The sequence below is a fragment of the Bradyrhizobium sp. AUGA SZCCT0176 genome (assembly GCF_018130145.1).
In the GTDB taxonomy this organism is placed as follows: domain Bacteria; phylum Pseudomonadota; class Alphaproteobacteria; order Rhizobiales; family Xanthobacteraceae; genus Bradyrhizobium.
The window spans coordinates 146,091-166,459 of the sequence record NZ_JAFCMB010000002.1 but is presented as its reverse complement, the minus strand read 5'-3'; the positions used below and the strand labels follow the sequence as shown (position 1 = coordinate 166,459).

At 63.1% G+C, this 20,369-nt stretch carries 25 protein-coding genes; 10 read left to right on the top strand and 15 right to left on the bottom strand.

Annotation, left to right across the window (positions count from 1 at the left end; translation table 11 throughout):
• Window positions 1-10: 10 nt before the first annotated feature.
• From JQ600_RS05845 to JQ600_RS05815, 7 genes are all read right to left on the bottom strand, one after another.
• Window positions 11-355 (bottom strand): RidA family protein, encoded by a 345-nt coding sequence (locus JQ600_RS05845; protein ID WP_212388725.1) that lies wholly within the window; start codon window positions 353-355, stop codon window positions 11-13.
• A gap of 38 nt (window positions 356-393) precedes the next feature.
• Window positions 394-1,191: a transporter substrate-binding domain-containing protein gene (locus tag JQ600_RS05840; RefSeq protein WP_212264903.1), complete on the bottom strand. Its 798-nt coding sequence runs from the start codon at window positions 1,189-1,191 to the stop codon at window positions 394-396.
• Between the two features lie 47 nt (window positions 1,192-1,238).
• Window positions 1,239-1,967 carry an amino acid ABC transporter ATP-binding protein gene (locus JQ600_RS05835; RefSeq protein ID WP_212264902.1) on the bottom strand — a complete coding sequence of 243 codons (729 nt, stop codon included), beginning with the start codon at window positions 1,965-1,967 and terminating at the stop codon, window positions 1,239-1,241.
• Window positions 1,954-2,604 (bottom strand): amino acid ABC transporter permease, encoded by a 651-nt coding sequence (locus tag JQ600_RS05830; protein WP_212264901.1) that lies wholly within the window; start codon window positions 2,602-2,604, stop codon window positions 1,954-1,956. Before JQ600_RS05830 ends, JQ600_RS05835 begins: the two co-directional genes overlap by 14 nt.
• A 13-nt stretch (window positions 2,605-2,617) precedes the next feature.
• On the bottom strand, window positions 2,618-3,277 hold the full coding sequence (locus tag JQ600_RS05825; protein ID WP_212388724.1) for an amino acid ABC transporter permease: 660 nt from the start codon (window positions 3,275-3,277) through the stop codon (window positions 2,618-2,620).
• Window positions 3,278-3,634: 357 nt separating this feature from the next.
• The gene (locus JQ600_RS05820; protein WP_212388722.1) at window positions 3,635-4,474 is read right to left on the bottom strand and encodes a metallophosphoesterase; all 840 of its coding nucleotides are present in this window, start codon (window positions 4,472-4,474) and stop codon (window positions 3,635-3,637) included.
• Window positions 4,475-4,659: 185 nt separating this feature from the next.
• Entirely contained in the window at window positions 4,660-5,367 is a 708-nt protein-coding gene (locus tag JQ600_RS05815; protein WP_312010968.1) for an acriflavin resistance protein, read from the bottom strand.
• 189 nt (window positions 5,368-5,556) lie between these two features.
• Here JQ600_RS05815 and JQ600_RS05810 point away from each other — a divergent pair, with 189 nt between their 5' ends.
• Both JQ600_RS05810 and JQ600_RS05805 read left to right on the top strand, forming a co-directional pair.
• Window positions 5,557-5,979: an MAPEG family protein gene (locus JQ600_RS05810; RefSeq protein WP_192739738.1), complete on the top strand. Its 423-nt coding sequence runs from the start codon at window positions 5,557-5,559 to the stop codon at window positions 5,977-5,979.
• Window positions 5,980-6,070: 91 nt separating this feature from the next.
• Window positions 6,071-7,369, top strand: coding sequence for an RsmB/NOP family class I SAM-dependent RNA methyltransferase (locus JQ600_RS05805; protein WP_212388720.1), 1,299 nt, complete (start codon window positions 6,071-6,073; stop codon window positions 7,367-7,369).
• Between the two features lie 97 nt (window positions 7,370-7,466).
• Here JQ600_RS05805 and JQ600_RS05800 read toward each other — a convergent pair whose 3' ends face one another.
• Window positions 7,467-7,799, bottom strand: coding sequence for a DHCW motif cupin fold protein (locus tag JQ600_RS05800; protein ID WP_212264897.1), 333 nt, complete (start codon window positions 7,797-7,799; stop codon window positions 7,467-7,469).
• Between the two features lie 217 nt (window positions 7,800-8,016).
• The gene (locus tag JQ600_RS05795; RefSeq protein WP_212388719.1) at window positions 8,017-8,391 is read right to left on the bottom strand and encodes a nuclear transport factor 2 family protein; all 375 of its coding nucleotides are present in this window, start codon (window positions 8,389-8,391) and stop codon (window positions 8,017-8,019) included.
• Window positions 8,392-8,518: 127 nt separating this feature from the next.
• Between JQ600_RS05795 and guaA the strand changes: the two genes are divergently transcribed.
• From guaA to JQ600_RS05770, 5 genes are all read left to right on the top strand, one after another.
• Entirely contained in the window at window positions 8,519-10,114 is a 1,596-nt protein-coding gene (guaA, locus tag JQ600_RS05790) for a glutamine-hydrolyzing GMP synthase (RefSeq protein ID WP_212489740.1), read from the top strand.
• 166 nt (window positions 10,115-10,280) lie between these two features.
• Window positions 10,281-11,102, top strand: coding sequence for a hypothetical protein (locus JQ600_RS05785; RefSeq protein ID WP_212489739.1), 822 nt, complete (start codon window positions 10,281-10,283; stop codon window positions 11,100-11,102).
• Window positions 11,103-11,504: 402 nt separating this feature from the next.
• On the top strand, window positions 11,505-12,149 hold the full coding sequence (locus JQ600_RS05780) for a class I SAM-dependent methyltransferase (RefSeq protein ID WP_212388713.1): 645 nt from the start codon (window positions 11,505-11,507) through the stop codon (window positions 12,147-12,149).
• 749 nt (window positions 12,150-12,898) lie between these two features.
• Window positions 12,899-13,342 carry an SRPBCC family protein gene (locus JQ600_RS05775; RefSeq protein WP_212388711.1) on the top strand — a complete coding sequence of 148 codons (444 nt, stop codon included), beginning with the start codon at window positions 12,899-12,901 and terminating at the stop codon, window positions 13,340-13,342.
• Between the two features lie 156 nt (window positions 13,343-13,498).
• The gene (locus tag JQ600_RS05770; protein WP_212388710.1) at window positions 13,499-14,752 is read left to right on the top strand and encodes a serine hydrolase; all 1,254 of its coding nucleotides are present in this window, start codon (window positions 13,499-13,501) and stop codon (window positions 14,750-14,752) included.
• A gap of 316 nt (window positions 14,753-15,068) precedes the next feature.
• On the opposite strand, the gene JQ600_RS05765 is transcribed toward JQ600_RS05770, so the two are convergent.
• Entirely contained in the window at window positions 15,069-15,803 is a 735-nt protein-coding gene (locus JQ600_RS05765; protein ID WP_212388708.1) for an SDR family oxidoreductase, read from the bottom strand.
• 24 nt (window positions 15,804-15,827) lie between these two features.
• Here JQ600_RS05765 and JQ600_RS05760 point away from each other — a divergent pair, with 24 nt between their 5' ends.
• On the top strand, window positions 15,828-16,790 hold the full coding sequence (locus JQ600_RS05760; protein WP_312017242.1) for an AraC family transcriptional regulator: 963 nt from the start codon (window positions 15,828-15,830) through the stop codon (window positions 16,788-16,790).
• Window positions 16,791-16,879: 89 nt separating this feature from the next.
• Here the strand turns inward: JQ600_RS05760 and JQ600_RS05755 are convergent, their stop codons facing one another.
• The 4 genes from JQ600_RS05755 to JQ600_RS05740 form a co-directional block, all read right to left on the bottom strand.
• A complete protein-coding gene (locus tag JQ600_RS05755; RefSeq protein ID WP_212388704.1) occupies window positions 16,880-17,032 on the bottom strand; it encodes a hypothetical protein in 153 nt (50 codons plus the stop codon).
• A 153-nt stretch (window positions 17,033-17,185) separates the two neighbouring features.
• Window positions 17,186-17,833 (bottom strand): glutathione S-transferase family protein, encoded by a 648-nt coding sequence (locus tag JQ600_RS05750; RefSeq protein WP_212388828.1) that lies wholly within the window; start codon window positions 17,831-17,833, stop codon window positions 17,186-17,188.
• Window positions 17,830-18,282 (bottom strand): SRPBCC domain-containing protein, encoded by a 453-nt coding sequence (locus JQ600_RS05745; protein WP_212388703.1) that lies wholly within the window; start codon window positions 18,280-18,282, stop codon window positions 17,830-17,832. Before JQ600_RS05745 ends, JQ600_RS05750 begins: the two co-directional genes overlap by 4 nt.
• Complete coding sequence (locus JQ600_RS05740; protein ID WP_249119179.1) at window positions 18,279-18,593, bottom strand: ArsR/SmtB family transcription factor; 315 nt, start codon at window positions 18,591-18,593, stop codon at window positions 18,279-18,281. Before JQ600_RS05740 ends, JQ600_RS05745 begins: the two co-directional genes overlap by 4 nt.
• A gap of 118 nt (window positions 18,594-18,711) precedes the next feature.
• Between JQ600_RS05740 and JQ600_RS05735 the strand changes: the two genes are divergently transcribed.
• Window positions 18,712-19,191, top strand: a complete 480-nt coding sequence (locus JQ600_RS05735) for a GNAT family N-acetyltransferase (RefSeq protein ID WP_212388698.1) — start codon at window positions 18,712-18,714, stop codon at window positions 19,189-19,191.
• Window positions 19,192-19,213: 22 nt separating this feature from the next.
• Here JQ600_RS05735 and JQ600_RS05730 read toward each other — a convergent pair whose 3' ends face one another.
• Window positions 19,214-19,810 (bottom strand): TetR/AcrR family transcriptional regulator, encoded by a 597-nt coding sequence (locus JQ600_RS05730; protein ID WP_249135721.1) that lies wholly within the window; start codon window positions 19,808-19,810, stop codon window positions 19,214-19,216.
• Between the two features lie 149 nt (window positions 19,811-19,959).
• Between JQ600_RS05730 and JQ600_RS05725 the strand changes: the two genes are divergently transcribed.
• Window positions 19,960-20,358: a RidA family protein gene (locus JQ600_RS05725; protein ID WP_212264885.1), complete on the top strand. Its 399-nt coding sequence runs from the start codon at window positions 19,960-19,962 to the stop codon at window positions 20,356-20,358.
• Window positions 20,359-20,369 lie beyond the last annotated feature (11 nt).

The following is a 20,369-nucleotide window of genomic DNA, read 5'->3' as shown; positions in this document are numbered from 1 at the left end:
GAAGCGCGTCTCAGACGGCGGCGACGGCCGTCATCTCGACGCGCAAATCGGGGTCGGCGAGCCGCGCTTCGACGCAGGCGCGTGCAGGCGGATTGGTGGGATCGATCCAGGCGTCCCACACCGAGTTCATCGCCTCGAAGTCGGTGATGTGCGGCAGGAAGACGTTGACCGCGACCAGCCTGGAGCGATCGGATCCAGCCTGCTTCAGCAGCGCCTCGATCTTGCCGAGCACCTGGGTCGTCTGGGAAACGATCCCCGCCTTGCGGTCGTCGGCCACCTGGCCGGCGATATGCACCATGCCGGCGCAGACAACGGCCTGGCTCATGCGCGGGCCGACCAAATAACGTTCAATCATGTTTGCAGCTCCTCGAGAAAAAAGAAGTTCGCCTGAACTCACAAGGTCGGCAGTGACTGCTCTTCCTTGAACCACTTCAGCTGCAGTGCGCCGAGCTTGCCGTTCAGCTTGTTGGTGAAGAGGTCGGTGTTGATCCAGTTGAGCAGATTCTGCTCGCCCTGCCGCAAGCCGATATGCGCCGGCGACTGACGGATGAGGAACTTCAGCTCGACCTCCTTGGTTGGATTCTGCTCTTTCACCTTGAGCGCGATCGCGCTGTTCTCGGCGAAGGTATCGGCCTGGCCGGCGAGATAGGCGGCGATCGCCGCGGGAGTGTCCTCGAAGCGCACCAGCTTCACCTTTGGCGCGTTGTCGGTGAGCCAGACGTCGAGCGTCGTTCCCTTGGCCACAGCGACGGTGTGGCGTTCGAGGTTTTCGGCCTTCTTGCCGGTCGCTGTGGCAATCGACTTCGGACCATAAACGCCGAGATTCACCACCGCGTAGGGCTGGGAGAACATGACCTGCTGGGCGCGTTCCGGCGTTGCACCGAGACCTGCGATCAGGACATCGATCTTGTCGGACAGCAGGCTCGGGATGCGCGCCGCGCCCGTCACCGGGACGAGTTCGAGCTTCACGCCCATATCGGCCGCAATCAGCTTGGCGAGATCGGCGTCGAGGCCGGCGATTTCGCCCTTGTCGTCCTTGAAGCCCCAGGGTGCAGCGTCGGTGAGGATGCCGACGCGCAGACGTCCGGCACCGAGCACATCCTGCAGCTTGTCGGCCCTGGCAAGACCCGGCGCAGCGAGGACGGCGAGCGCCGTGGTGGCGATAGCGAAGAGGGATTTCAATCTTCTCATAACTCTCTCCTGGTGGCGGCACGATGGCCGGTTTGCTTGGAAGGTGCTCATTTCACCGAGGCGATGAAACTTGCGAGTTCGGGGGTCTCGGGTCGGACGAACAGTTTCGACGGCGGTCCCTGCTCCCAGACGCGGCCCTGATGCATGAAGACGATGCGGTCGGCGACGTTGCGGGCAAATCCCATCTCGTGCGTGACAAGGATCATCGTCATGCCCTGGCGCGCCATCGCCTCCATCACCTTCAAGACCTCGCCGACCAGTTCGGGGTCGAGCGCCGACGTCACCTCGTCGAACAGCATGAGGTGCGGGGCCATGGCGAGGCAGCGGGCAATCGCCACCCGCTGTTGTTGACCGCCGGAGAGCTGCTCCGGCCAGGCGTCGATCTTGTCGGCGAGGCCGACGCGGGCGAGGACATCCAGGGCAAGCGGGCGCGCTTCGGACTTGCCGATGCGGCCGGTGAGCAATGGGGCCAGCGTGATGTTGCGTTCGACCTTGAGGTGGGAAAACAGGTTGAAGGCCTGGAAGACGATGCCGACGCGCTGGCGAAACTGCCGCAAGTCCGGCATCCTGGCGTGGACCCTTTGTCCCTCGACGTGAATCTCGCCGGCATCGACCGTCTCGAGCGCGTTGATGCAACGGAGCAGCGTCGATTTTCCCGAGCCGGAGCGGCCGATGATCGTGACGATCTCGCCCTCTTCGACGTCGAGCGAAACGCCGTTGAGCACGTCGGTCCGGCCGAACTTCTTGTGGACGTCGCGGATTTCAACGAGAGCCATCGAGGCGAGCCTCCAGGGAACGGGACCACAGCGTGAGCGGCAGGCAGGTTGCGAAGTAGATCGCCGCGACCACGGCGTAGGTGAGGAGCGGCTGGAAGGTCGCGGCGCTCACCACCTGGCCGGCGCGCGCCAGCTCGACGAAGCCGATGATCGAAGCGAGCGAGGTGCCCTTCACGAGTTGGACGAGGAAGCCGACCGTCGGCGGCAGCGACAGGCGCAGCGCCTGCGGCCCCACGATGTGGCGGAATTGCTGCCAGCGCGACAGGCCGAGGCAGGCACCGGCTTCCCATTGCGCCTGTTTCACGGCCTCGAGCCCGCCGCGCCAGATCTCGCCCAGGAAGGCCGCGGTGTAGAGCGTGTAGGCCACCGTAACCGCGACGAGCGCCGGCACCTGGATGCCAAGGAACACCGGCATGCCGAAATAAAAGAAGAAGAGCAGGCCGAGCAGTGGCACGCCCTGGATCACCTGGATCGCTGCGGCCGAGATCCAGCGCAATGGGGCGAGGCGGCTGATCCGGCCCGTCGCCAGCCCAAGTCCGAGCGGCGCGCCGAAGCCTAGCGCGAGGACGACAAGCACCACCGTCCAGCGCAGCGCCGAGAGCAGCGAGACGAAATCGATGAAGGAGAAGGATCGCATGCGGCGGCCTGCCTCAACGCCGCCGGGGCCAGCGGAAGGCGAGGGCGCCTACCACCGCGAACAGGATCTTGAACGACATCGCCATCGCGAAATAGACCGCGCAGATGATCGCGTAGACTTCGAAGCTGCGATAGGTGCGGCTCTCGATGAAGCCTGCGACGTGGAACAGCTCGTCGGCGGCGACCTGCGAGGCGAGCGAAGTCCCGAGCAGCAGCAGCACGAATTGGCTGGTCACCGCCGGATAGGCGTTGCGCAGCGCCGGCGGCAGCAGGATATGGAAGAACACCTGCCAGCCGCTGAGACCGAGGCATTGGCCGGCCTCGATCTGGCTTCTCGGCACGGAGTCGAGGCCCGAGCGGATGATCTCAACCGAATAGGCGCCGAAGTAGAGCGACAGCGCCACCGCCGCCGCCTCAAACGCCGGCAGCTTCAAGCCGAAATTCGGCAGCACGAAGAACACGATGAAGAGCTGGATCAACGATGGCGTATTGCGGAACAGCTCGATGTAGCTGCGCACCAGCCAGCGCGTGGGCTTCACGCGCCCCTTGAGTGCGACGGCGCCGGCGGTGCCGATCAACAGGCCGAAGCAAGCGGCTATGACGGTCAGTTCGAGCGTGACGATCGTCCCATCGATCAACTGGTCGCGATAGCGCCACAGCGGCAGGAAGTTCATCGCCGTTCCCTCAGCCGAAACGGGTGTGCAGGACCGGCCTCAGGGTCCTGTCCGCATCGGGACCGAAGATCACGCGCCACCGATCCAGCTGGGTGCAGGAATGGGAGAGGCCGAGGGGGATGTGTCGCTCCATCTGTGGCGATCCAAGGTGCCGGATCACCGTATGATAGAATGACAACGTTGTCATTACCAGTTTTTAGCCAGATTTGGCCCAAGAAGGAGGCAAAGGCATATCCAGGGAGAGGGTGACAGCGAACGCGGGAGCCGGCCGGCGCCGAGGACCAGCCGGCCGAGCGAAACGGAACGGCGGCCAAAGCGGACGGCCGTCGACCATTCTGAATTCACGGGTTCACGGGGCTAACTGGCCGGCGCTTTTTGGAGCAACTCGTCCAGGTCGATATTGACCTGGCCGGGCGCTCTGATGTGGCGGACTTCAAAACTGTCGGGCGTGAACCGGTATTCGACCAGCCCGGTTTCCTTGATCGCGATCACTTCCTGGATGCGACCCGGAATGATGAAGCCCACAGAAGGCGCCCAGACATGGCGGACGCGGCCATAGGTGAAATCGCGGCGCTGGTGGACGTGGCCGGAGGCCACTAAACGCAGATCGACCGTGCCGAACATCTCGATCAGCCGCGCCCGCGCCGGCTGCGGCACGTAGCGGATCGCAGAAGACTCAAGCTCGGGATCGTCGGGCGCGTCGAGATAGAGCGGCTTGTGCAGGAACAGCGCGACCGGCTTGCCGTTCGTGCGCGCCAGCTCCGACGCCAGCCAGTCGAACTGCTCGGCCTCGCTGGCAAGCCCGGTGTTCATGATCAGCGAGTTCAATCCGACAAAACACCAGCCGGCTTCGTCGAACCGCCAGCGGTCTTCGCCGATCACAGCGCGAAAGTTTTGCAGGTGCTGTTCGCTCGCCGGATGCGACGGCACCGGTCCGACTGCGGTCGGGTTGTCGCCGATGTCGTGATTGCCGGGCAGATAGCGGCAGGCGACCGGAAGCTCGGCGTGCAGCGATTTGGCGAAGGTGAGATCGTCCGGGCTGGTCGGGGCACTGAATGCGAGATCGCCGCTGTTGATCACGAGATCAGGCCGCGTCGCGTCGATATGCGCAGCTACGCGATGAAAATTGTCGGTGAGCTTTGCGAGGCGGCGGGCGAGGTGGGTATCGGAAATCTGGGTCAGGCGGAATGAGCTCATGCGAAAATCCTTTCGTCGCCGATTATAGATTTGTCGGCGACGGAATGATGAAATTCCAATGGTAACCGCCCCGTCCGACGACAGGCAACCGAAGGTTGTTTGAAGGATTGTTTGAAAAGATGTTCGAATTGAGAACGCCGCGTCTTCCTCCCCTCTCACAAGGGGAGAAGGGAAAAGAGATCGGCTCACAGCACGCGGTAGCGGATCGCAAAAGCGTTGTGCGTCTCGGGTGTCACGGTGTCGCCCTTCGCAAGCGTGATGCCGTCGGCCAGATGCCACGGCCCGAACTTGTCGGAATGCGTCGGGCTGGCCGGCAGCCGCAGCTTGAACTGGGTTTGCGCTCTCCCGGGCAGATTGAGCACCACCATGCGTTCGGTGGTGCGGTAGTCGAGGGTGACGGTTCCCGTGAGCACGCTGCGGCCGTCCGATGTCGAGGCCAGCGCATCCAGCACTTTGGCCAGCTTCTGGTTCCGGTCGGTGAGCAGTTCCACCTGGGTATCGGCAATTGCGGTCAGCGCCGCCTTCGGCAGCCGGATTTCGAATTCCACGGCGGGTTTTGCCGGATTGATGCCGAGATAGGCCAGCGCGGCATGCCTGACGTCGTAGACCACGAAGGCGACGAGGGCGATCACGACAACAGTGGCGAGGCCGCGCTTGAAAAGGTCGCGCGGGCTGCGGTAGCCGCTGCGGAAATAGACCGACAGCACGATGGCCACCGCCAGCGCGGCGGCGACACCCGCCAGCGTCGACATCACAATGCCAAGCCCGCCATCGACGCTGTCGTCGAACCAGCCGGTTCCGGCGCCAACCATCCGGAGCAGGGAGGTCACGGAATCGCCGGGCACTTCGGCCACGCGGGCCGCGCCGGTCCAGAGCGGTGAGGTGATGTTCATGGCGCCATCTCGAAGGTCGCGTCGGAGCCGTCCGAAGCCGGAATGACCTGAACCCTCCAGCTTTTGGTCACGGCGGTGCCGATTGCGGTTCAAGCGGACGCGACTGCTGATTTGTCACAGGGCGGCACCCCCGCTATTGGTTGGCCGGGCGGCGAACGCCCTGCGGGGGAGATTCCCATGGGCGTCCTGATGTCGATTCAACTGGTCTTGCTGCCTGTCTTTGCCCAGGTCGGGCTCACCTTTGCGCTGCTGCTGTGGATGGCCACGGCGCGGACCGGTGCCCTGAAAGCGCGGGAAACCAGCCTGAAGGACATCGCGCTGCGGCAGCCGAACTGGCCGGAAAAGGCCACCAAGATCGGCAATTGCTACAGCAACCAGTTCGAAATCCCTGTTCTCTTCTACATCCTGATCGCGCTGGCGCTGCCGCTGCGCAAGGCCGATTTCTTCATCCTGCTGATGTCCTGGGTGTTCGTCGTGACGCGCTTTGCCCATGCCGGGATTTTCGTGACCTCCAACGATGTCCGGACCCGCTCGCTGGCCTGGTTCGCCGGCGTCCTTGTGCTGCTGGCGATGTGGATCTACTTCGCGCTGAAGATGCTGTTGCTGATTTGAGAGCATGATCCGGAAAAGTGGGAACCGGTTTTCCGAAGAAGATCATGCTCAAAGAGTAAGGCTTGCGCCCTTCTCGAACCGAAAGCTTTGAATGACCCCCGCCGCCCGGCTGTCCGCAGCCATCGAACTGATCGACACTATCGACGCCCAGCGTGTTCCCGCCGCCAAGGCGCTGAAGGAGTGGGGCACCGCGCACCGCTATGCCGGCTCCGGCGATCGTGCCGCGATCTCGGGCCTGATCTGGGACGTGCTGCGCCGCCGCGCCTCGAGCGCCTGGCTGATGGAGGCCGACACGTCGCGGGCCCGCGTGCTCGGCATGTTGAAGCTGGAGCGCAAGCTCGATGCCGACGCCATTTCGGCCCTCTGCGACGGCGGCCGCTTTGCCCCGGAACCGCTCAGCGACGGCGAACGCTCGGCGCTCACCTCGCGTTCCCTCGACGGCGCGCCGCCGCACATCGCCGGCGATTATCCGGAATGGCTGGATGCGCATCTGGCTGATGTGTTCGGCGACGACCGCGTGGCGGAAGCCACCGCGATGGCCAGCCGGGCGCCGCTCGACCTTCGCATTAACACCCTAAAAGCCAACCGCGAGAAGATGTTGCCGCGGCTTTCTCATCTCGGCGCACAGCCGACGCCATGGTCGGCGATCGGCCTGCGCATCGAACTCGGCGCCGATGCCCGCAACCCCGGCATCCATGCCGAGGAAGACTTTATCAAGGGCGCAGTTGAAGTGCAGGATGAAGGCTCGCAGCTTGCGGCATTGCTGTCGGCGGCAAAACCCGGCGAGCAGGTGATCGACCTCTGCGCCGGCGCCGGCGGCAAGACGCTTGCGCTGGCGGCAATGATGCAGGGCAAGGGCCGCCTGATCGCAACCGACCACGACAAGCGCCAGCTCGCGCCGATCCACGAGCGGCTGTCGCGCGCCGGCATCCACAACGCCGATGTCCGTACGCCGAAGGGCGACGCCGACCCGCTGGCCGACATCCACGCCTCAGCCGATCTGGTCGTGATCGACGCGCCGTGCACCGGCACCGGCACCTGGCGCCGCAACCCCGACGCCAAATGGCGGATGCGCCCCGGCGCGCTCGAGGTGCGCTTGAAGGACCAGGCTGAAGTGCTTGATCGCGCGGCGGCTCTGGTAAAGCCGGGCGGCCGGATCGCTTACATCACGTGCTCCGTGCTGCCACCGGAAAACGGCGCGCAGGTTCGCAGTTTTGTCGCGCGCCATCCGGGGTTTGCGGTCGTACCGCCGGAACAGACGGCGAGCGTGCTGTGGGACAAGGCGGAGGACTTTGCCAAGGCCGCGCTGGAAACGCCGGAGGGTTGGCTGATGACCCCGCGGCGCACGGGAACGGACGGGTTTTTCGTGTCGGTGTTGAAGAAGGGGTGAGGCTCTCTGGCCGTCATTCCGGGCGATGCGAAGCATCGAACCCGGAATCTCGAGATTCCGGGTCTGCGCTTCGCGCATCCCGGAATGACGGAGAACATCAATCCACAATAAACAGCTTCACTCCCGTCGTCGTCGACGACCGGTGTGCCGCATCACCAAAATCCGACACCTGGTAACTCATCCCCGGCGTGAGCTTGAACTTCCGCCCATCCCGCAGCTCGCTATCGAGCTCACCCTCCAGCACATAAAGCACATGCCCGCGGTCGCACCAGTGATCGGCGAGGTAGCCCGGCGTGTACTCGACCATCCGCACCCGCAAGTCGCCGATGTTCAACGTCCGCCACGTCGCCTGACCGGTCTCACCCGTGTGCGTCGTTGGCTCGACCTTGCTCCAGTCGGTGACGGTGAAGGGGAGTGTCGGGATTTTCATGGGGTGAGCGTCCTCAACGATGAATTCACAACTGCCGGCGTCTTGGTCACCTCGCCCCGCTTGCGGGGAGAGGTCGGATTGCGAAGCAATCCGGGTGAGGGGGTACAGGTCTATCGTTAGACCACCATGGCGGAGGGAGCCCCTCACCCCAACCCTCTAAGAGCGAGCTTCGCTCGTCTCGACCCCGCGAAGTGCGGGGCGAGGGAGAAGTCACCCTCTAATGCACCAGATGATTGGCCGAACCCTGCCTGATCCTGCCCTCATCGTTCAGCCGCAGATACTCGCAAATTCTCGCGCCGCGATCGTTCTGATACAACACGATCACGCTGTCCGGGCTCACAAAGGTATCGATCAGCTCAAAACGCAAACCGGGCAGCCGCTGCAGAGCCAAGCCCCAATAGGCGCGAAGGGAATCCTTGCCGCGCAGCGTGCCCGAAGCTTCAAAGCCGAGCGCCGGAATCCGGTCGGACGTCATCTCGCTGTCCTCGGCATACATCGCCAGCACGCGTTCCAGATCGTGCGAATTCCAGGCGGAAATCCATTCCCGCCCCAGCGCGGTGAGATCAGCGGCATCGTGGGGCAGGCTTGCCATGGCTTCCTCCGTTTCCCAAATTAGGTCAATAATACTGACATAATGGCGCCTGTCCATCCCCGCAGAAGAATGTGAGTCCCCCGTTTGTGCGGTTGCGAGCGCGGCCCCCGTCGCGTAATTCCTGTCCATGACAGCAGCACAGCCCGCAGCAGAGTCGACGCCTTCGGTGGCCTCGGCGCACGACAAGATTCTGATCGTCGATTTCGGCAGTCAGGTGACGCAACTGATCGCCCGCCGCGTGCGCGAGGAGGGCGTTTATTCCGAGATCGTGCCGTTCCAGAAGGCGGAGCAAGCCTTCAAGGAGATGAAGCCGAAAGCGGTGATCCTCTCCGGCGGCCCGGAATCGGTGCATGAGGCCGGCTCGCCCCGCGCGCCGCAGCTGATCTTCGATTCCGGCGTTCCCGTGCTCGGCATCTGCTACGGCCAGATGACCATGGCCGCCCAGCTCGGCGGCGAGGTCGAGGGCGGCCATCACCGCGAATTCGGCCGCGCCGATGTCGAGGTCAAGGCGGCGAGCCAGCTGTTCGAATCCACCTGGGGCATGGGCGAAAAGCACCAGGTCTGGATGAGCCATGGCGACCGCATCACCAAGATGCCGCCGGGCTTTTCGGTCGCGGGCGTCAGCGCCAATGCGCCGTTCGCGGTCATCCAGGACGAGAAGCGCAAATATTACGGCCTGATGTTCCACCCCGAAGTGGTGCACACGCCCGACGGCGCCAAACTGATCCGCAATTTCGTCAGGAAAGTTTCCGGCCTCACCGGCGACTGGACCATGCGCGCCTTCCGCGAGGAGGCGATCGAAAAGATCCGCGCTCAGGTCGGCAAGGGCAGGGTGATCTGCGGCCTCTCCGGCGGCGTCGATTCCGCCGTCGCCGCGGTGCTGATCCACGAGGCGGTCGGCGACCAGCTCACCTGCGTGTTCGTCGATCACGGCATGCTGCGGCTCGATGAAGCCAAGACCGTCGTCGACCTGTTCCGGCACCACTACAACATTCCGCTGGTGCACGTGGATGCGTCAAAACAGTTCCTCGGCGAACTCGCTGGCGTCACCGATCCCGAAGTAAAACGCAAAACCATCGGCCGCCTGTTCATCGACGTGTTCGATGCCGAGGCGAAAAAAATCGGCGGCGCGGATTTCCTGGCGCAGGGCACGCTCTACCCCGACGTGATCGAGAGCGTCTCCTTCACCGGCGGCCCGTCCGTGACGATCAAGAGCCACCACAATGTCGGCGGCCTTCCAGCGCGCATGAACATGAAGCTGGTCGAACCCTTGCGCGAATTGTTCAAGGACGAAGTCCGCGTGCTCGGGCGCGAACTGGGCCTCCCCGAAATCTTCGTCGGCCGCCATCCATTCCCCGGGCCGGGCCTCGCCATCCGCTGCCCCGGCGACATCACAAAAGAAAAGCTCGACATCCTCCGCAACGCCGACGCCGTCTATATCGATCAAATCAGAAAACACGGCCTCTACGATGCGATCTGGCAGGCTTTTGCGGTGCTGCTGCCGGTGAAAACCGTCGGCGTGATGGGCGACGGCCGCACCTACGAATACGTCGTCGGCCTCCGCGCCGTCACCTCCACCGACGGCATGACCGCCGACTTCTATCCCTTCGAGATGAAATTCCTCGGCGAGACCGCGACGCGGATCATCAACGAGGTGAAGGGCGTGAACCGGGTGGTGTATGACGTGACGTCTAAGCCGCCGGGGACGATTGAGTGGGAGTAGGGGGACGTTTGTCACCCCACAAGGCTTCGCGACTCCATGTCCTATCTGTCTCCAGGTGCCGAGTTGTCACCCGACTTTTTGTTGAATGCTGCTACAATTTCAGATTTATCTAGGCAAGAATACAACTAAACAGGTTAGCTTTTGCTGTTGAGGATGAGAACGCCCGATGAAAATTCAGGATGAGAGGAAAGTACGGGGTCACCTGAGCAGTACAAACGCCGCTCTATTTGCGCGCTTTAAGACTTTCGAGCTGCAGGCCGAAAAGCTTTTGGAGTGGGCGCAGGCCGGTGCTCATCTTTCATACACGACGCACGGATTATCGCACGTGCAGAGAGTTGAGCGGAACTATGACTGGCTACTGGGAGAAGATGACATAAGCGATTTTTCGCCAAGTGAAGCCTTTTGCTTGCTTTGCGCTACATACTGTCACGACATTTGTATGATCCCCAAGTTCGTTGGAGATGAACCTCGAGCCCGAGCAGAGCATGCAACTCGTGCTGCATCGGAGCTACGTAAATTACAAGGTCAATTGGGCCTGACAGCATCCGAAGCAACTTATATCGGCGAAGTAATTCGAGGTCATCACGTTGAGAGTGTCTCCGAATTGCAGGCAGATGCTGTTCTGGGCAGTGATTCGATTCGAATTCAGATGCTCGGGGCGTGCCTATCGATGGCCGATGTTTGTCACGCAGACGAAAGCCGAGCGCCGCAGATAGTCTTCAGCTATCTCTCTTTAGAGGAGGAGAGCGCCAGCCATTGGAAGCGGCACATGCAGATTTCGGGCATCAATCGAACGTCCAACAAGATTCTCCTCTCTGCCATTACCTTTTCGGACGAGGGGAGGCTCGCAGTCGAAAAGTACGCGGCCGAAATTGAGACGCAGCTTCAGCGAGTTTCGCCTTTTTTTCACTCGAAGTTGTTGCCGCTATCCGAGCATCGATCAGACGACGGTTCATCTTCGAGAGCGTTACCGTCAACCTCATGGTGATGACCTAGCGTAATCCACCGTATTGTTGTGTCGCGACGAAGCTCGTGGGGTGGATTCGTAATCCACCGCAGTGTTTTGTCGCAACGCACTAGCGGGGCGGCGGGTTACGGTTCGCTAACGCGCCCTACGGACTTCTTGATAGCGGCTTCCTTTAGCTCGTAGGGTGGATTAGCCGAAGGCGTAATCCACCGCATTGTCTAGACGTACAAATGGAGCGGCGGGTTACGCTTCCGCTAACCCGCCCTGCAGGCTGCACTGCCACCCAGCGTGGCGATCGCGGAGCTCGACAACGGGGGAGCAGGCAGGGATCTTGTTGCGCTTCGCTAATCCCCGCCCTGCGGGCTGCCAACCGCAGTTTCCAATTCCTCCGTATATGCTAGAAGCCTCCGCACAGGGGGCGCCATGTTTCGTACCGCAAATGATGCGCAGTTCTGGGACCGCATCGCGCGCAAATATGCCGCCGATCCGATCGCCGATATGCCGGGCTATGAGCGCACGCTGGAGCGAACGCGACATTATCTCAACGGCAATGAGGCGGCTTTCGAGTTCGGATGCGGGACGGGAACGACGGCGCTTAGACTTGCGCCATCGGTCGGGCGCATCATGGCGACCGACCTGTCCGGCGAAATGATCGCGATCGCGCGTGAGAAGGCTCACGCCGAAGGCTGCGCCAATATCACGTTCGAGGTGGCGCGGCCCGAGGTGGCGCAGTGGCCCGACGGAAGTTTTGACGTCGCGTTCGGCTTCAATGTCCTGCATCTGGTGGCCGACCGCGCCGCGGTCTTGCGAGGCATCCATCGGCTGCTGCGGCCTGGCGGGCTGTTCCTTTCGAAGACGCCATGCCTGAAGGAAATGAATCCGCTGCTGCGGATCGCAGTGCCCTTGGCGCAGTTCATCGGCAAGGCACCCCATGTGACGTTCCTGTCCGCGGAGGATCTGGAGCGCGAGATCGCGTCGGCGGGATTTGAAATCATCGAACTTGCGCGCCACGCCTCGCGCGGTAAGGACGCGCGGCCGTTCGTTGTGGCGCGAAAGGCGATGATTTGAGCACCCGATGAACTCGTTGATGTCGGGGTTACGCTTTCGCTAACCCGCCCCACGAACTGCGTCGCTTCGCACGCAACAACGAAGTTGAGTTGCGTCTTCCCCTGCGACAAAACAACCCGACGGGCAAATCAGTTCGGATTAGCGGAATTCATGTCGAGTACAAAAGTTCTGTAAATCAAAAATATTCTTCTTTCCACGTACCCCAAATCACCGGCACATATCTGCCCATCCCGTCCTGCCATGAGGGGCGTCGGCCATCGTCACGAACGTTGGGCGGGTTGCGATGGACGCCGATGTTGCGCTTGACGGGCGCGGCAGAGGCGTACGGCAAAAGCGTGTGGTCCTGGCGCCCGTAACGGCGTCAAGCTTTTGGGAGGCTAACGCTGACCAGAGGCGACGGTGGCAATAGAGGCCGTCTCACCGGGGAGAGCGCGTCATAAGCCGTAAAGCCATTGCGCAGGGAAGGCTGGGTGTTCCCCGCTGCCCTGTATGCTCGTGTGCAGCATTCTTATGCACAATCGCACACGAGACCGCGGGTGCAGCGCGCACCCGGCCTTCCCTGCGCCCTCTGTCATCAGAGGGCGAAACCAAAGCAATAGCTTGGGCATGTCGTGCCGCGAGAATGCGGACCCACGCCACCGTATTGTTTCAATGCGACGGTTCTTTAAATAATCCCAGGCCCCATGTCGGCTCGATCAAGTCTCGTTCGTCCTCGGGGCACCAACCTGCAATCCAAGAGGTCCATCAGCATGCCCAGCACCATCCGTTTGCACCGTGTCCTGACAACCAGCCCGCAAAAAGTCTATCGCGCGTTCCTCGAAGCGGATGCGCTTGCGAAATGGCTTCCGCCGAACGGCTTTGCCTGCACCGTGCACCATCAAGAGCCGAAGGTCGGCGGTACGTTCAAGATGTCCTTCCGGAACTTCACGACGGAAAAAAGCCACTCGTTCGGCGGCAAATATGACGAGCTCGTTCCGGGCGAACGTCTGCGCTACACCAATACATTCGACGATCCGGGCCTGCCCGGCGAGATGCAGGTGACCGTGACGCTGAAGAAGGTGTTGGTCGGCACCGAGGTGAATATCGAGCAGGCCGGTGTGCCGGACGTCATTCCAGTCGAGGCTTGCTATCTCGGTTGGCAGGAGTCGCTGCGAAACCTGGCGAAGTTGGTCGAGCCCGAGATCAACGAGTAGCCTCCGCCATTCCCCGATGTGCAACTGCGCATCGGGGGAACGACGGAGAGGGGTGCCGCGAGCATGCGAACGCATGACCCTCAGCCTCAAACGCAGGCTGCCTCCCGTGCGGCCCCATGCTACGAATCCTCTATCGCCCCTCCGGAGCCAGCCTTCATGTCCGTCGCAGCCGCCCAACCAACTCCAACAGCCGCCGAAACCGACCCCCAATCCCTCGGCTGGATGCAGGGCTTCCCGCCGCCGCCGGACAAAACCATCGCCTTCCACAACGGCTCCTTCCGCAGCTTCCCCGAACTGCGTTGGGCCTGGAGCAATATCCGCCAACTGGTGCCGACCGTAAACGTCTGGCGCGGGGCTGGGCCCGCGTCCGTGCTGCCGCGTGCGGACCACGATATCGGCGCGTCCAAGTCGGTCACGATGGATGGCCGGCCGATGACCTTTGAGCGCATGCTCGAGGAGACCTATGCCGATGGCATCGCCGTCCTGCATCGGGGCAAGCTGATCTACGAGCGCTATTTCGGCGCGCTGAAGCCGCACAAGCCGCATATCGCGATGTCGGTCACAAAATCGTTCACCGGCACGCTCGCCGGCATTTTGATCGCGGAGGGCAAGATCGATCCGCAAGCGCCGGTCACGGAGTACGTGCCGGAGCTGAAGGCCAGCGCGTTTGGCGACGCGCGGGTGCGCGAGGCGATGGATATGACCACGGGACTCGAATACACCGAAGTTTATACCGACAAGAATTCCGGCGTGTTCGCCCTGCGGCGCGCCAACGGTATGGCGCCGATCGAGCCGGGCCATGAGGGCGCCACCAGTATTTTCGATTTCCTGTGCACGCAGCGGAAGCAGGGTGAGCACGGCAAGGCTTTTGCCTACAAGACCGTCAATTCCGACGTGCTCGCCTGGATTGTCAGGCGCGCGAGCGGGATGACGCTGTCCGATCTGCTCTCCGAGCGCATCTGGGCGCCGATGGGTGCGGAGGAGGACGCGCATTATCACGTCGACCGCATCGGCACCGAAAGCGGCGGTGGCGGACTTTCGACCACGCTGCGCGATCTTGCCCGCTTCGGCGAAACCATCCGCAATCACGGCCGCTTCAACGGCCGCCAGATCGTGCCGTCAGAAGTGGTCGAGGACATCGCGCACGGCGGCGATCCCGAAAAATTCAAGCCGGCCGGCTACACCACGCTGCCGGGCGCGTCCTACCGGAACCAGTGGTGGGTGACGCACAACGCCCACGGCGCCTACATGGCGCGCGGCGTTCACGGCCAGGGCATCTATATCGATCCGAAAGCCGAAATGGTGATCGCGCGCTACGCCTCGCACCCCGCCGCCGGCAACGCCGCCAACGACCCCGTCACGCTGCCGGCCTACATGGCGCTGGCGAAGGATTTGATGGCGGGAGGGTGAGGGGCGGTGAGGGCTGGCGCGTGCATTGACGGCATACCACGTCGTCATTCCGGGGCGCGCGCAGCGCGAGCCCGGAATCCATCAGCCCGCATGTGCTGCCGCCCGATGGCTTCCGGGCTCTCGCTTCGCGAGCCCCGGAATGACAACTCGATTTGGGCGCCGTTCTCTCCCCTTCATTGCGAGCGAAGCGAAGCAATCCATGTCGCCACGCAAAAGAAAGAATGGATTGCTTCGTCGCTTCGCTCCTCGCAATGACGTGGGAATAGCTATGAAATCAAAATCATCGCGTCCGGAGAAGCACACACCTCTCGCGCCATTAGTCCTGTGCCGTCGGCCGGATGACGATGCTTCCGACATCGACCTCGTCCGGCTGCTCGATCGCGTAGGCAATGCCGCGCGCAATCGACTCCGGCGGGATCGCAATGTCGGCGCTGCGCGCTGCGATCGCTGCCTTGACGGCGGGGTCGGTCATCGAGTTTGCGAAGTCGGTCGATATCATGCCGGGGGATATTTCGGTCACTCTCAGATGCGGTCCCGCCTCCTGACGCAGCGCTTCGCTGATGGTCCGCACGGCGTTCTTGGTCGCCGCATAGACGCCCATGGTCGGGAGAATCTTGAGGCCAGCGGTCGAGACCACGTTGATGACGTGGCCGGATCGCTGACGCCCGAAGATCGGCAAGGCGGCAGCGATTCCGTAGAGCGTGCCGCGCAGGTTGACATCGATCATGGCATCCCAATCCTCGACGCGCAGCGCATCGAAGCGCGAAATCGGCCCGATCCCGGCGTTGTTCACCAAGACGTCCAGCTTGCCGCCGCGCTCGACCGCCAGTGCGACAAGGGCTTCGAGGTCGGCACGATGCCGGACGTCAGTGACCTTGAACGTCGCCTGGCCTCCCGCTGCGAGAATCTCATCAGCAACCCGTACCAGGACATCCTCGCGCCGGGCTCCCAGCACGACCAGGGCGCCGTGCGCTGCAAGCAGCCTCGCCGTTGCGCGCCCGATGCCGCTGCTGGCCCCGGTGATGACCACAACCTTACCCGTGATTCCCATCGTTTTGCTCCTTCGCAAACGCAGGTGGGTATCGGCGGCAGGATCAGCTATGCTCGTGCGTCCATGAATGTATCGCAATCGTCCAGGCCTATGATCGGCGCGCTATCGGATGTTTTGGCGGCGCTGGACGCGCACGTCACCCGCCTGACACGTCTGGAAGCTGCGGGCGATTGGGCGCTGGCGTTCCCGGCGCTTGACCGGCTGAAGTTCGTGGCGGTGCTGCGCGGAACGTGCTGGTTGATGCTTCCCGACCGCGATCCGCAGCCCATGAGCAAAGGGGATGTCTGCCTGATCGGGCGAACCGGCTACGCGGTCGCCAGCAATCCGACGCTGCCGCCGGTCGACGGCGCGCGGTTGTTCGACGAGCTCGGCAGCGATGTGCTCCGCCTTGGTGGCAATGACACCGTCATGCTGGGCGGCGGCGTCACCTTCGCGCCCGGGAACCCGGTGTTCCTGCTTGATATGCTGCCGGCCTTTCTGCTCGTTCCAGGGCGATCGGATGGGGCCGGCGCGGTCGCGAACATCCTCGCGCTGCTGAATGATGAAGCCGAGCGGGCCGATCTTGGCAACGAACTCGTCTCCGCCCGCCTCGCTGATGTGCTTTTGATCGAGGCGATCCGCGTTCATGCCGGCAACGCCGACGCAACCGGGGTTGGGTGGCTTGGCGCCTTGACCGACCGGCGCATCGGCCGCGCGCTGCAATCAATCCATGCCGACATCGCGCAACCATGGACGACGGCGCGCCTCGCGGGGATCGCTGGTATGTCGCGCGCGGCCTTCTGCGCGGAGTTCGCCCGCCGCGTGGGAAAGGCGCCGCTCAGCTATGTGCGGGCATGGCGCTTGACGCTTGCGCGCGCAGCACTGGCGCGCGGTGGATCGGACGTCGCACGCGTAGCGGCCGAGGTCGGTTACACCTCCCAGAGCGCGTTCGGGCACGCGTTTCGCCGCGCCTTCGGCACCTCGCCAAAATCGAGCACGCGGCCATGACGAACGGCCGTCGGGGATTGGCAGCAAAAGCCCACAGCCTGACCCCCGCGATTGCGGCTCCCGCCGCGGGGGTCAGTCTGGAAGATGATTTAGTTCGGGCGGTCGGTCGCACGGCGAAGGTCGCCGTCTCCTTTCAAACGGCGAACGATCCAGCGCCCGATGTCGCCGAAGATGTTACCGCCGCTGATCGCCTCGAGCTCTGCATCGGTCAATTCGCGGATTTCCGAGGTCTTCTGTTCCATGTTCTGCATTGTCGTCCACTCCTTGTCAGGTCGGGCGGACCATTCCGCCGTCGATGGGCAGATCAATGCCGCAGGACGCCTCCCGTCGCTGTGACGGATGTCACACGGCGTCGCTTGGGTGCCGACGAGGTTCGAAAACGCGGTGAAGAAATCTCAAGCTGCATCTGCCGCAGCAAAATGCGCCAACTGGTCTGCGTGCGCCTTCACGAAAGACGCTCGGGCCGTGGCGCGCGCGACATAGTCGTGACAGGCGGGATATTTTGCGAGGCCGTCGAACCGGGCGACGAGGCGCAGCACATCCGCCATGAGTATGTCGGCGACGGAAAATGTCCCGGCGAGCCATTCGCGTCCTGCCAGCACGGCCTCCATGTGTTTGAGCCGGTGCTGATGGAGGAACCCGTCAAAGAGTTTCCAGGCCGGCGTGTCGCCGGTGTTGCCGGAAAAGATGAGCAGGGACCAGGGCAGGCTGGCCATCTCGACGGAGTTGAGCGCCGCGAACAGCCATTGCTTCGTATCGCTGCGAGCGCGCGGATCACTGGGCATCAGCGCGTTGCTGCGCTCGCCGAGATGCAGCAGCATCGCGCCGCTCTCGAAAATCGAGATGTCGCCATCGGTCAACCACGGCACCTGGCCGAAGGGCTGGTGGGCGAAATGTTCGGCGCTCCGATCGCGAAACGGCACGCTCTCGACCCGGTAGGGCAGGCCTGCCTCTTCCAGCGCCCAACGCACCCGGATGTCACGCACATAGCCGCGCGGCGGTTCGGGAACCCAATCGAAGGTGGTGAGGATCAGGTCGCTCATTCGGCTTCTCCAGAAAAAACCTCGAGAAAGACGGGTAGTTTGTCGAGCAGGCCGCTCCAGCCTTGCTCGTGACTCTTGCGCGCCTCTTCGTCGGGAAGATGCTCGTGTCGCAATGTCAGCCTGGTGCCGCCGTCGTCAGGCTCAAGCAGAAACGTGACCAGCGACTCGCGTTCCCTCGTTCCCGGCAAGTCCCAGGTGAACACCAGCTTCCTTTCGGGAATCACCTCCTGATAAATTCCGGTGGGATTGTGCTCCTCGCCGTTCAGCAACCGGAAGACGACGCTGAAGCGGCCTCCCGGCCGCACGTCCGCCTCGGCGCGCAGTGTCGGCCCGGCATCAGGACCCCACCACTGCATCATCAGTTTGGGCTGCGTGATCGCCGCCCAAACCCTGGCGGGCGAGGCCTTTATTCTGCGCACGATGGTCACGCTCGGCAGGCTCCACGTCATCGCTCGCCGTCCTCTTCCACGAGCGCAACAAGGCGATCGAGGCTGACCGTCCAGAGCCGCTCATACCGTTTGAGCCACTCCATGGCCTCCCGCATCGGCCGGACCGAAAGATGGACCGACACGGTGCGACCGGTTTTGGTGCGCTTGATCAATCCCGCATCGGACAGCACATCCAGATGCTTCATCATTCCAGGCAGTTTCAGCGAAAACGGCCGGGCGAGCTCGCTCACCGAAAGCCCGGGTTTTTCCTTCAGCCGTAGCAGGACGGCCCGCCGGGTAGGATCGGCGAGCGCGGAAAACGTGCGGTCCATACGGGACGTTTGATACTTCACCATGTAGCGAAGTATTGCTTTTGTCGCCGGCGGAGTCAACTTCGCCGTCGGATTGATGAGGTTTCCAACCGATATGACTGAGGATAATGTTGACGCGATGAAGCCAAGACCCGCCGACCCCTCCGAAACCAGCGTGCTGACACGCCTGTGGTCTGACGGCTGGCAGGATGCCCACGCGGCGATCCTGCCGCCGGCGCTGGCGCGTGCCCGCACGTTTGAAGATTTTGCCGAACGGATGTCCGCCGCGCTTGCCGATGTGCGGGTGGTCGGCCCGCTGGGCGCGCCATTGGGCTTTGCGATGCTGAAGGGCGATGAACTCAATCAGTTCTACGTCACATCGGCATCGCGCGGCACGGGTGTCGCGGCCACGCTGATCGCGGATGCGGAGGTGCAGATGTCGCAGCGCGGCGTCGAGACGGCCTGGCTCGCCTGTGCGATCGGCAATTCGCGCGCCGCAAAATTTTACGAGAAGAGCGGATGGTATCTCGCCCGGACGATGGTCAACCGCCTCGATACCGTTGACGGCCCGTTCGATCTCGAAATCTGGCGTTATGAGAAGCGCCTGGCGCAGCGGTGAAGTTGCTGTGACTATTGCGACGTCATTGCTCGATTTGCAGCAATCCGACCGCAAGATGCCGGAACGCCGCGACTGCCTTGGCAAGAACGGCGCGGGGATCGTCGGCCGCGGCAATCCACAGCGCGGCGCTGAGCGCGGCGCCATTGAGCAGCCGGGCGGCCGCTTCCGCATCCACCGGCCTGACGGTTTTCGCATCGATCAGCGCCTGGATGGTTTGCGTCGTGGTGCGCAGGCACTCGTTCTGGTTCGGCCATCGCGAGGGATCGCCGAGCACGGCCGGCCCGTCCAGCAGCATGATGCGCTGGATCTCCGGCTCCAGCGCCATCTCGATAAAGGCGATGTTGGCGTCGAGAAATCCGAGCCACGCGGTCTTGGCCCGGTCCTGGACGGCGCGCATCCGCGCCACCATTTCCGCGTCGATCTGGTCGATCACCGCCTGCAGCAGGCCCTTCTTGTCGCCGAAATTGTGGTAGAGCGCGCCGCGCGTCAGGCCGGCCTTGGCGGTCAGATCGTCCATCGACGCCGCCGCGTAGCCCTCCGCCGCAAACGCCTTGCGGGCGGCCCTGATGAGCTTGGCCCGGGTCTTCTCCACCATCTGCGCCCGTCGCTTTGCGACCAAAGCCAACTCCCATCAAAAAACATACGCCGCGTATGCCATTGACATACGGCGCGTATGAACAGATATAGCGGCATACGGGGCGTATATCAATGCTCCCGCCGGCCGCGACCGTTGCGGCCGGGTCTTGCCTGTTCGAATGGAGTGAACCGATGGCCAAGCGCGACGCGATCTTCCCTGCCGGCCGGCAGGCGCTATACGAAATCAACCGCTATTCGGCGGCGATCCGCTCCGGCGACCTGCTGTTCGTCTCCGGCCAGGTCGGCAGCCGCGATGACGGCTCGCCCGAGCCGGTGTTCGAAAAGCAGGTCCAGCTCGCCTTCGACAATCTCGCCGCCGTGCTGAAGGCCGCCGGCTGTACCTTCGACGACGTCGTCGACGTCACCACCTTCCACACCGACCCGGCCAGGCAGTGGGAGACGATTGGCCCGATCCGGCTGAAGGCGATCGGCGAGGCGCCTTATCCGAACTGGACCGCGGTGGGCGTGAACTGGCTGGCTGGCTTCGATTTCGAGATCAAGGTCATCGCGCGCGTTCCGCAGTCTGCCTGATTGGATGGCGG